This is a genomic window from Streptomyces sp. NPDC057438 (genome assembly GCF_042802995.1).
Lineage (GTDB): Bacteria > Actinomycetota > Actinomycetes > Streptomycetales > Streptomycetaceae > Streptomyces.
In genome coordinates, this window is the sequence record NZ_JBHVDD010000053.1 from 1 (window position 1) to 13,045 (window position 13,045).

Annotated in this window: 1 protein-coding gene; it reads left to right on the forward strand. The window is 76.8% G+C overall.

The window, feature by feature from the left end; all coding sequences use genetic code 11:
* Positions 1 to 13,034 (forward strand): type I polyketide synthase (locus ACFU5F_RS25855; protein ID WP_383891711.1); only part of this gene is annotated, 13,034 nt, incomplete at its 5' end.
* Between the last annotated feature and the right edge of the window lie 11 nt (positions 13,035 to 13,045).

The window sequence follows — 13,045 nt, forward strand, 5'->3', positions numbered from 1 at the left end:
TGACCGAGCAGCGGGAGTGGGAGGCGGTGGCGGGGCGTCCGCGCCGTGCGGGGGTGTCCTCGTTCGGGATCAGCGGGACCAATGCCCACCTCGTCCTGGAGGAAGCGCCCCCCGCCCCGGAACCGGAAGCGACCCCCGTTCCCGACACCTCCCCGGTGCCGCTGGTGCTATCCGCCCGTACCTCGGACGCGCTGCGCGACCAGGCACGTCGCCTGCTGCCCCTGCTTCGGGACACCGCCGGGCCCGCCGCCCGCGACCTCGCCTTCTCCTTACTGACGTCCCGTTCGCTGTTCGACCACCGTGCCGCGGTCGGCGGGGACCGGCGGACCTGGGAGGAAGGGCTCGCGGCACTGGCCGACGGCGCGCCGGGCGCGGATGTGGCGCACGGCGAGGTCTCCGCCACCGGACCGGTCGTCTTCGTCTTCCCCGGCCAGGGCTCGCAGTGGGTCGGTATGGCCGGGGAGTTGTTGGAGGAGTCGCCGGTGTTCGCGGCTCGGATGGAGGAGTGCGAGCGGGCTCTGGCGCCGTTCGTGGACTGGTCGTTGCTGGAGGCGGTCCGTTCGGGTGCTGTCTGGGACCGGGTGGACATGGTGCAGCCGGCGCTGTTCGCGGTGATGGTGTCGCTCGCGGAGGTGTGGCGGTCGTTCGGCGTGGTGCCGGACGCGGTCGTGGGGCACAGCCAGGGGGAGATCGCCGCGGCCGTCGTGGCGGGCGCGCTGTCCCTGGAGGACGGGGCCAGGGTCGTCGCCCTGCGCAGCCAGGCGCTGGGTGTGCTGGCCGGACGCGGCGGCATGGTCTCCGTGGCCCTCGCGCACGATTCCCTGACCGAGCTGCTCGCCGACCGCCCCGGACTGTCGGTCGCCGCCGTCAACGCCCCCTCCGCCGGGGTGGTGTCCGGCGACCCCGACGCCCTGGCCGAACTGCTCGCCCACTGCGAGGCCCGGGGCGTACGGGCCCGGCGTATCGACGTCGACTACGCCTCGCACTGCGCCCACGTGGAGGAGATACGCGAGACGCTTCTGGAGGCCCTCGCCGGACTGCGGCCGACGGCCGCGCACGTGCCCCTGTACTCCACCGTGGAGGGCGGCTGGCTGGACACCGCCGGGATGGACGCCGACTACTGGTACCGCAACCTGCGGGCCACCGTCGGCTTCGCACCGGCCGTCCGCACCCTCGCCGAGTCCGGGTACACGGCGTTCATCGAGGTCAGCCCGCACCCCGTGCTCACCATGGGCATCGAGGAGACCGTCCACGAGGCGGGCTGCGAGGCCGTCGTGCTCGGTACGCTCCGGCGCGACGAGGGCGGGCTGCGGCGCCTGCACCACGCGCTCGGCGAAGCCTTCGTACGCGGGCTCCCCGTCGACTGGAAGCCGGCCCTCGCCGGCACCGGCGCCCGGCTCGTGGACCTGCCGACCTATCCGTTCCAGCGCCGCCGCTACTGGCTGGAGTCTCCGCGGCCGACGGACCTGGCCGCCCCGGCCGACGACGGACTCTGGCGGGAGATCGAGACCCAGGACTCCGCGGTCCTCGCCGACACCCTGGGCGTCGCCCCCGAAGCGGTGGGCGAGGTGCTGCCCGCCCTCTCCGCGTGGCGCTCCGAACGGATGCGGGGGCGGCGCGCCGACGGCTGGCGTCACCGTGTGGGGTGGCGTCCGCTGACGCTCGCGCCGAGGGCGTCGCTGTCCGGGCGGTGGCTCGTGGTGCTTCCGGCGGCCGACAGCGGTGCCGATGTCCTGGCCGCGCTGACGGCGGCCGGGGCCGAACCGGTCCCCGTCGTCGTCTCCGCCCCCGACCAGGACCGGGAATCCCTGGCGACCCCCCTGCGTGCCGCGTCGGGCGCGGAACCCGTGGCCGGCGTGTTCTCGTTGCTGGCCGAGGAGACGCGCCCGCACCCGGCCCATCCCGACGTGCCCGCCGGGCTGTCCCTGACCCTCGCCCTCGTCCAGGCGCTCGGCGACACCGGGACGGACGCCCCGCTGTGGTGTGCGACCCGGGCCCTGGCGGCCGTGGGAGGCGGCGAGCGGCCGGGAGCCGGTGCGCAGGCCGCGGTCGCCGGACTGGGCCGGACGGTCGCCCTGGAACGGCCCGGCCACTGGGGCGGCCTCGTCGACCTGCCCGCCGTACTGGACGAGCGGGCCGGGGACCGGCTCGGCGCGGTCCTGGCCGCCGTCACCGACGAGGACCAGGTCGCCGTGCGCTCCTCCGGCGTCTACGGCCGCCGGCTGCTCCCGGTCGGTCCCGGCCGCGGGGCCGGGGCCCGCCACAGCCCGAGCGGCACCGTGCTCGTCACCGGCGGCACCGGCGGAGTCGGGGCCCAGGTCGCCCGCGAACTCGCCGAGCGGGGAGCGGCCCACCTGCTGCTGCTCAGCCGCCGGGGACCCGACGCCCCCGGCGCGGACGAACTGCGCGCCGAACTCGCCGCGCTCGGCGCACGGGTGACCGTCGCCGCCTGCGACGTAGCCGATCGCGCGCAGCTGACGGCGGTGGTCGCCGCGATCCCCGAGGAGGAGCCGCTCACCACGGTCGTGCACGCCGCCGGGGTCCTCGACGACGGCACCCTCGACGCCCTCGACCCGGCCCGCCTCGCCACCCTGATGCGCGTCAAGGTCACCGCCGCCCGCACCCTGCACGAGGTCACCGACGGCATCGGCCTCACCGACTTCGTCGTGTTCTCCTCCTTCATGGGCGTCCTCGGCAGCGCCGGCCAGGGCAACTACGCCGCCGCCAACGCCGCGCTCGACGCCCTCGTCGCCGAACGCCGGGCCGCCGGACTGCCCGGCACCTCACTCGCCTGGGGCGCCTGGGCCGGCGGCGGCATGGTCGACGACCGGATCGCCGACCGCCTCCGCCGCCTCGGCATCACCCCCATGGAACCCCGGGCGGCCGTCCGGGCCATGACCGCCGCCCTCGCGGACCACGACGAACTCTGCGTCGTCGCCGACGTGGACTGGCAGCGCTTCAGCGAGGCCGTCGGGCTGCGCTCCACGGCACTGCTGAGCAGCCTGCCCGATGCCGCCGGCGCGCGGACCCCGGCACCGGCCGAACCCGCCGAGCAGGACGGGCAGGTCCGCGGGCGGCTCGCCGCGCTCCCCGCCGCCGAACGGTCCCGCCACATCACCGACCTCGTGCGCACCCACGCCGCGACGGTGCTGCGCCACGGCGCGGCCACCGACATCGCCCCCGGCCGGGCCTTCGCCGAACTCGGCTTCGACTCCCTCACCGCCGTGGAACTGCGCAACCGGCTCGGCACGGCCACCGGACTGCGGCTGCCCACCACCCTGCTCTTCGACCACCCCACACCGCAGGCACTCGCCGCCCATCTCCTCGCCGAACTCGCCCCGTCGGACCCGCCGGCCGAGGAGGCCGGCGCGCCCCTCCCCGGAACAACGGCCGCCGTCGACGAGGACCCGATCGCGATCATCGGCATCGGCTGCCGCTTCCCCGGCGCCGTCCACGGCCCGGACGCCTTCTGGCAGCTGCTCACCGAGGGACGGGACGTCATCGCCGACTGGCCGCCGGACCGGGGCTGGGACACCGACCGGCTCTACGACCCCGACCCGGACCGGCCCGGCACCACCTACAGCCGGCGCGGCGGATTCCTCCACGGCGCCGGCGGCTTCGACGCCGCCTTCTTCGGGATCTCGCCCCGCGAGGCCCTGGCCATGGACCCGCAGCAGCGACTGCTCCTGGAGACCTGCTGGGAGACCGTCGAACACGCCGGTATCGACCCGACCGCACTGCGCGGCCGCCCGGTCGGCGTGTTCGTCGGCACCAACGGCCAGGACTACCCCGGCGTCCTCGACGGCGCGCCCGGCGTGTCCGAGGGCCACGTCATGACGGGCAACACCGCCAGCGTGATGTCGGGCCGGATCTCGTACGAACTGGGCCTCGACGGGCCCGCGCTGACCGTGGACACCGCGTGTTCCTCCTCGCTGGTGACCCTGCACCTGGCGGCCCAGGCCCTGCGCCGGGGGGAGTGCGCGCAGGCCCTCGCCGGGGGTGTCACCCTCATGACCACACCCAAGCTGTTCGTCGAGTTCAGCCGCCAGCGCGGACTGGCCCCGGACGGCCGCTGCAAGGCGTTCGCGGCCGGCGCCGACGGCACGGGCTGGGCCGAGGGCGTCGGCATGCTCCTCCTGGAACGCCTCTCGGACGCCCGCCGCCACGGCCACCGGGTGCTCGCGCTGCTCAGCGGCACCGCCGTCAACCAGGACGGCGCCAGCAACGGCCTGACCGCGCCCAGCGGGCCGGCCCAGCAGCGCGTCATCCGGGCCGCGCTCACCGACGCCCGCCTCACGGCCGCGGAGATCGACGCCGTGGAGGCGCACGGCACCGGCACCCGGCTCGGCGACCCCATCGAGGCCCAGGCCCTCCAGGCCGTGTACGGCGCCGGACGGACCGCCGACGAGCCGCTGTGGCTGGGCTCGGTCAAGTCCAACATCGGCCACACCCAGGCCGCCGCCGGCGTCGCGGGCGTCATCAAGATGGTGCTCGCCCTCCGCCACGGCGAACTGCCCCGGACCCTGCACGCCGACGAACCCAGCACCCACATCGACTGGGACACGGCGGGCCTGCGGCTCCTCGGCGAGCCCACCCCGTGGCCCCGGACCGGACGCCCGCGCCGCGCCGGCGTCTCCTCGTTCGGCATCAGCGGAACCAACGCACACGTGATCGTGGAACAGGCACCCGACGCGGGCGCGGCGGAGGGCACGGCCGAGGAGACCGCGACCGGCGGCGAGGGGCGGACGCGACCGTCCCCGGCCCGGACGCTGCCGCTGCTCCTGTCCGCCCGGACGCCCGCGGCGCTGCGCGCCCAGGCCGCCCGACTGCTCGCCCGCCTCGACACCGGCCCCCCGCTGCCCGACGTGGCCCTGGCCCTCGTACGCGGACGGGCCGCGCTGGAGCACCGGGCCGCCGTGCCCGGGGGCGACGAGACGGCCGCGCGCCGCGCGCTCGGGGCCCTGGCCGCCGGGATGTCCGACCCGGAGCTGATCACCGGTCTGGCGGCACCCGGGCGTACCGTGCTGCTCTTCCCCGGCCAGGGAAGCCAGCGGGCCGCCGCCGGAGCCGCGCTGTACCGCGACGAGCCGGTGTTCGCCGACGCGCTGGACGACGTGCTCGCCCACTTCGCCGCCCACCTCGACCTGCCGCTGCGCGACATCCTGTTCGCCGCCGAGGGCGACGAGCGGGCCCCGCTGCTGCACCGCACCCGGTACACCCAGCCCGCGCTGTTCGCGCTGGAGGTGGCGCTGTTCCGACTGCTGGACCACTGGGGAGTCGTCCCGGACCTGCTCATCGGCCACTCGGTCGGCGAACTCGCCGCCGCGCACGTCGCCGGGGTGCTGGACCTGCCCGACGCCTGCGCCCTGGTGGCCGCCCGCGGCCGTCTGATGGACGAACTGCCCGGCGGCGGCGCCATGGTGGCGGTCGAGGCCGGCGAGGACGAAGTGCTCCGAGTGCTCGGCGAACTCGGCCGCCTCGGAGAGGCAGCCGACGGCACGGTCGCCATCGCGGCCGTCAACGGACCGGCGGCCACCGTCATCAGCGGTGACGAGGACGCCGTCCTGGGCGCGGCCGAGGAGTTCCGCCGCCAGGGGCGCCGGACCCGGCGGCTCACCGTGAGCCACGCCTTCCACTCCGCCCGGATGGACGGCATGCTCGACGCCTTCCGCGAGGTGGCCGAGGGCCTGTCGTACGCCGAGCCCCGTATCCCCGTGATCTCCAACCTGACCGGTGAGCCCGCCTCCGCCTCCGAGTTGTGCTCCCCGGAGTACTGGGTGCGGCACGTGCGCGGTGCGGTGCGGTTCATGGACGGCGTACGACGGCTGGCCGCCGAGGGCGCGACGACGTTCCTGGAGGCCGGGCCGGGCGGCGTGCTCTCCGCCCTGGTGCCGGCCTGTCTGCCGGAGGACGGGCCCGGCGTGGCGGCGGTCCCGCTGCTGCCCAAGGGACAGCCGGAGGCGGCCTCGGTCGTCGCTGCCCTCGCCCGCCTGCACGTCCGGGCGGTCGCCGTCGACTGGACCGCCGGGCACGGGGACACCACCGCCCCGCATGTCGACCTGCCCACCTACCCCTTCCAGCACGAACGGTTCTGGCCGCGCCCGGCCCCGGGGAAGGAAGCGGACGCCGCCACCACGGGCTCGGACGCCTTCTGGGACCTGGTCGGCACGGCCGACGCAACCTCGGTCGCCTCGCTGCTGGGACTCGACGAGCGGGCGCCGCTCGGTGACGTACTGCCCGCGCTGTCCGCCTGGCGTGCGCGCCGGGACCAGGAGTCGGCCGCCGCCCGGCACCACTACCGCGTCGTATGGCAGCCGCTCGTCCTGCCCGCCCGCATCCGGTTGTCCGGCCCGTGGCTCCTCGCGGTGCCGGACGACCCGGCGGTCACGGAGACGGCCGCCGCCGTGGAACGAGCCCTCGCGGAGCACGGCGCCGAGACGACCGTCGTCCGGATCGGTGCCGGCACCGGGCGCGCGGAGCTGGCCGGACAACTCCCCGCCGGGGCCACCGGTGTGTTGTCCCTGCTGGCCCTGACCGACCTTCCGCACCCGGACCACGCGCCGCTCGGCGCGGGGCTCGCCCTCACCCTGACCCTGCTCCAGGCCCTCGGCGACACCGGCAGCCGCGCCCGGCTGTGGTGCGTCACGTCCGGCGCGGTCGGGGCGGGCCAGGACACGCCGCCGTCGCCCGCCCAGGCCCGGGTGTGGGGACTCGGCAGGGTCGCCGCCCTGGAACACCCCGACCGCTGGGGCGGCCTGGTCGACCTCCCCGAACGGCTCGACCCCGCCGCCCTGCGCGGACTGTGCGCGTGCCTGCGGGGAGCGGACGGCGTCGACGCCGGACACGGCGACGGCGCGAGGGACGGGCTCGCCGGGGAGGACCAGATCGCGATCCGCCCGTCCGGCCTGCTCGGCCGACGGCTGACAGCCGCTGCGGCGGGCGTCCCGGCCCCGGGCGACCAAGTCACCTCCGGTGACGACGCCACCCCCGGCGCCGTACCGGCCCTCACCGGCTGGCGCCCTCGGGGAACCGTGCTGGTCACCGGCGGCACCGGCGGGATCGGCCGGCACCTCGCCCGCTGGCTGGCCCGGGAGGGGGCCGGGCACCTCGTGCTGGCCGGCCGGCAGGGAACGGCCGCCCCCGGCGCGGCGGCGCTCGTCGCCGAGTTGGAGCAGGCGGGGGCCCGGGTCACCGTGGCCGCCTGCGACCTCGCCGACCGGGACGCGACGGCGGCGCTCGTCGAGCGGCTGCGGGCGGCCGGGGACACACCGCGCGCGGTCTTCCACGCCGCGGGCACCGTCTCCGACACCCCCACCGAGCAGTGCACCCCCGCACGACTGCACGCCGAACTGGCCGCCAAGGCCGACGGAGCCGACCACCTCGACGCACTCCTCGCCGACGAACCGCTCGACGCCTTCGTCCTGTTCTCCTCCATCGCGGGCACCTGGGGCAGCGGCGGCCAGGCCGCGTACGCCGCCGCCAACGCGCACCTGGACGCCCTCGCCGCCCGGCGCAGGGCCCACGGGCGCACCGCGCTCTCCGTCGCGTGGGGCCCCTGGGAGGGCACCGGCATGGCCGACGGCGACGCCGGCGCCGGACTGCGCCGGCACGGCCTCGTCGGCCTGCGGCCCGAATCGGCGCTGACCGCACTCCGCCAGGCGCTGGACACGGGACGCACCGAGGTCGTCGTCGCCGACGTGGACTGGCGGCGGTTCGTCCCCGTCTTCACCTCCGGACGCCCCAGCAAGTTCCTGGGCGCACTGCCCGAGACCGCCGGGGCGGCCGGGGCCGCCGAACCCTTCGAGCGCGGGCCCGCGGCCGGCACGGCCATACCCGAGGACCATGCCGCCCGGTGGCGCGACCGGCTGACGGCCCTCCCCGACGCGGAGGGCGACCGGCTCCTCGTCGAACTGATCACCACCGAGGCGGCCGCGATCCTCGGCCACGGGTCGGCCGAGGGGGTCGACCCCGAACGCCCGCTGCGCGACATCGGCTTCGACTCCATCACGGCCGTCGAGCTGCGCAACCGGCTCGTCGCCGCCACCGGCTTCCGCCTGCCGGTCACCGGCCTCTTCGACCACCCCACGGCGACCGGCCTCGCCCGGCACATCCGCGAGGGCCTCACGGGCGCCGCACGGCCCGCCGCCGGCCCGGACACCACCGCACCCCCGGCCCCGCGGGCCACCGATCCCGCCGACGACCCGCTCGCCGTGGTCGCGATGGCCTGCCGCTTCCCCGGGGGCGTGCGCGCCCCGGAGGACCTGTGGCGGCTGGTGGCCGACGAGGTGGACGCCATCGGCGCCTTCCCCACCGACCGGGGCTGGGACCTGGACTCCCTGTACGACCCCGACCCGGACCGGCCGGGCACCTTCTACAGCTCCGGCGGCGGATTCCTCGACGGGGCGGGCGACTTCGACGCCGGCTTCTTCGGGATCTCGCCCCGTGAGGCGTTGGCCATGGATCCGCAGCAGCGGCTCCTCCTGGAGACCTCCTGGGAGGTCCTCGAACGCGCCGGGATCGACCCGCTGTCGGTCCGCGGCAGCCGCGGCGGCGTCTTCGTCGGCGTGGCCTCCCAGGGCTACGGCACCGGGCCGGGCACGTCGTCGGACGGCGTCGAAGGGCATCTGCTGAGCGGCAACGTCACCAGCGTGGCCTCCGGCCGGATCGCGTACACGCTCGGCATCGAGGGCCCGGCCGTCACCCTCGACACGGCCTGCTCCTCCTCACTGGTCGCCCTGCACCTGGCCGGTCAGGCGCTGCGCGCCGGTGACTGCTCCTTCGCGCTCGTCGGCGGCGCCGCCGTGATGGCCGCCCCGGACGTGTTCGTGGAGTTCAGCAAGCAGGGCGGGCTCTCGCCCGACGGCCACTGCCGCTCGTTCGCCGACGGCGCCGACGGCACCGGCTGGGGCGAGGGCGCCGGCATGATCCTGGTCGAGCGGCTGTCCGACGCCCGGCGCCTCGGCCACCCCGTGCTCGCCCTGGTCCGTGGTACGGCGGTCAACCAGGACGGCGCCAGCAACGGCCTCACCGCCCCCAACGGCCTCGCCCAGCAGCGGGTGATCCGCGAGGCGCTCGCCCACGCCCGCCTGACCACGGCCGACGTCGACATGGTCGAGGCGCACGGCACCGGCACCGTCCTCGGCGACCCGGTCGAGGCCCAGGCGCTGCTGGCCACCTACGGCCAGGGCCGCCCGGCGGACCGGCCGCTCTGGCTGGGCTCGCTGAAGTCCAACCTCGGCCACACCCAGGCCGCGGCGGGCGTCGCGGGACTGATGAAGACCGTCCTGGCCATGGGGCACGGCACGCTGCCCAGGACCCTGCACGCCGACGACCCCACCTCCCGGGTCGACTGGTCCGGTGGCGCCGTCCGGCTCCTCGACCGGGCCCGCCCCTGGACGGCCCCCGGCCGCCCCCGGCGCGCCGGAGTCTCGGCGTTCGGCATGAGCGGCACCAACGCCCACGTGGTCCTGGAGGAGGCGCCCCCGGAGCCCGCCGTCCCGGCGCCGCCGACCGCCGCTCAGGACACCGGCGACCGGCCCGAGGCCCCCTCGTCGCCCGCGCTGCCCTGGCTCCTGTCCGCCCGCTCGCAACCGGCCCTGCGCCACCAGGCCGCGCGGCTGCACGCCCACCTCACCGACCGTCCGGAACTACGGCCGGCCGACGTCGCCCACGCGCTGGCGACCACCAGGTCCGCCCTCCCGCACCGGGCCGTCCTCGTCGGCAGCGGCCGCCCTGAACTGCTGGACGCGCTGGCCGCCCTGGCGGACCGGTCGGCCGCGTCCGGAGCCGTCGAGGGCCAGGCCCGCAGTGGCGGCCGTACCGTCTTCGTCTTTCCCGGTCAGGGGTCGCAGTGGGCGGGGATGGGGTCGGGTCTGCTGGATGCGTCTCCGGTCTTCGCCGAGCGGCTGGCGCAGTGCGAGCGGGCGCTGTCGCCGTATGTGGACTGGTCGTTGACCGGTGTGCTGCGAGGTGAGACCGGTGCGCCGTCGCTGGAGCGGGTGGATGTGGTGCAGCCCGCGTTGTGGGCGGTGATGGTGTCGTTGGCCGCGCTGTGGCGGTCGTACGGTGTGGAGCCGTCGGCGGTGGTCGGGCACAGCCAGGGGGAGATCGCGGCCGCCGTGGTGGCGGGGGCGCTGTCCCTGGAGGATGGGGCCAAGGTCGTCGCCCTGCGCAGCCGGGCCCTCGTGGCGCTGGCCGGGGCCGGCGGCATGGTGTCCCTCGCCGTCTCCGAGGACCGGGCCCGCGCTCTCCTGGCACCCCACGGCGAGCATGTCTGCGTGGCCGCCGTGAACGGCCCCGACGCGGTGGTGGTGGCCGGTCGGCCGGACGCGCTGACGGACCTCCTCGCGGCCTGCGAGAGGGACGGCGTAAGGGCCCGGAGCATCCCGGTCGACTACGCGGCCCACTCGGCCCAGGTGGCCCGGATCCGCGACGACCTGCTCGCCGCCCTGGCCGACGTGACGCCCCGCACGGGCACAACACCGCTGTACTCCACGGTCACCGGCGAACCCCTCGACGGATCGCTGCTGACGGCGGACTACTGGTACCGGAACCTGCGCGAACCCGTCGAGTTCGCACGGGCCACCGCACGGCTGCTCGACGCCGGATTCGACCTCTTCGTCGAGACGAGCCCGCACCCCGTGCTCACCGCCGGAGTCGAGGGAACCGCCGAACGGGCGGGCCGGACCGTCACCACCGTCGGGACGCTGCGCCGCGACGACGGCGACCCCGCCCGGTTCCTCGCCTCGCTCGCCGAGGCCTGGACCACCGGAGCCAAGGTGGCCTGGCCGGACGTCGTGGCCGAGGCCGTGCCCGGCGCCCGACCCGTCCCCTTGCCCACCTACGCCTTCCAGCGGACCCGGTTCTGGCTGCCCACCCCGGGCCGGACCGCCGCCCCGGCGACCGGCGCGGGCGGCGCCGCCGCACAGGAGCGCTTCTGGGCGGCCGTGGACAGCGGCGACCCGGCCGGGCTGGCCGCCGCCCTCGGCGCCGACGCCGACGCGACACCGGAGGGCTTCGCCCCGGCGCTGCGCGAGGTGCTGCCGGTGCTGTCCGGCTGGCGTCGCGCCCGGCTCGACCGGGACGCCGTGCGGTCCCTCGGCTATCGGGTCCGCTGGCAGCCGGTGGCCGACCCGCCCGCCGCGCCGCTCGACGGCGACTGGCTTCTCGTCGTACCGAAGCAGCACACCGACGCCCCGCTCGTCGGCGCGTGCCAGGACGCGCTGCGACTCGGCGGCGCGCGAGCCCGTACCGTCACCGTCGACGCGGGCGACGCGGCCCGTACGGCGCAGGACGTCACCGACGCCGTCGCGGACGCGGCCCGGCCGGTCTCCGGCGTGCTGTCGCTGCTGGCCCTGGACGAGCGTGCGGCGGCGGAAGGGGCCCCGGTGCTCGCCGGGACCGCCGCCACCCTCGAACTGCTCAAGGCCCTGGACACCTTGGGGATCGACGCCCCGCTGTGGTGCGTGACCGGCGGCGCGGTCGCCGTCCACCCCGACGAGCGGCTCACCCGTCCGGGCGGGGCCCAGCTGTGGGGGCTCGGCCGGGTCGTCGGCCTGGAGCAGCCCCGGCGCTGGGGCGGCATCGCCGACCTGCCGCCGCACCCCGGCCCGGACGAGGTGCGCCGACTCGCCGCCTTCCTCGCGGGCGGCCACGAGGAGGACCACCTCGCCGTACGGCAGGCCGGCGGCCATGTGCGCCGACTCGTCCACGCCCCGGCCCCCGACGCCTCGGCGGTCCGCGACCGGGCGCCGGCCGGAGGCACCGCCCTGATCACCGGCGACACCGGGACGCTGGGCGCGGACATCGCCCGCTGGCTGGCCCGGCGCGGCGCCCGTCAGGTCGTCCTGGCCGGGGACCGGAGCGCGGACCAGGAGGCCGTGGCCGCCCTGCGCGACGAACTCGCCGAACTGGGCGCCGAGTTGACCGTGCCCGACGGCCCGGACGCCCAGGCCGCCCTGCCCGGCGGAGCGTCCGTGACCGTCGCCGTCCACCTCGCCCGCGCCCACGACCCCGGCGCCTCCCTCGCCGAACTCACCCCCGAGGACCTGGCGGGCGCCCTGCGGTCCGTCCTCGGCCCGGTGGCCGACCTCGACGCGCTGCTCGACGGCCACCCCGCACCGGACACCGTCGCCCTCGCCGTGATCTTCCCGCTCAGCGGTGTCTGGGGAGCCGCCCGGCGGGGGGCCGCCACCAGCGCCTACGCCGCCCTCGAAGCACTCGCCCGCGACCGCCGCGACCGGGGCAACCGCTGCGTCACCCTCGCCCTCGGGGGCCAGGAACCCGCGCCCGCCGGATCCGACGCGGTGGAGCGCCCCCTGGACGCGGACACGGTCCTCGCCGCCCTGCAGCAGTCGCTGGACCACGACGAACCCGCCGCGATCCTCGCCGACGTCCGCTGGGACCGCGTCGTGGCCGCCGTGCCCGACCCCCGCGCGCTGCGGCTGCTCGGCGAACTGCCCGAGGCGGCCTCCGCCCCGGGCGACGCCACGCGGGACGACGAGGACGACGCGGCCGCCGAACTCGCCCGCCGGCTCGAACCGTTGGACGAACCCGCGCGACGCAGTCTGCTGCTCGACCTGGTCCGCGACCACGCCGCCGCGGTCCTCGGCCACACCGGCCGCCAGGCCGTCCCCGCCGACCAGGCGTTCTCCGCCGTCGGGTTCGACTCCATGCTCGCCGTGTCCTTCCGCAACCGGCTGCGCACGGCGACCGGCGTCCCCGTCGCCGCGACCGTGGTGTTCGACCATCCCACCCCCACCGCCCTCGCCGACCACCTGTACGACGGGTTGTGCGCCCGTCCCGGACCGGCCGTGCCCGCGCTCGCCGAACTCCGGGCGCTGGAGGCGGCCCTGACCTCCGCCGACCCCCGCGCCCAGGGCGCCGACGAGCTCGGCGCGCGCCTCCAGGACCTCGTACGGACCTGGGCCCGGCGCACGGCGCCCGACACCGGCCCGGCGGACACCGACGCGATCGGTTCGGCCAGCGCCGACGAACTGTTCGACCTGCTGGACAACAACTTCGGAATGGCCTGAGGAGCACCGCG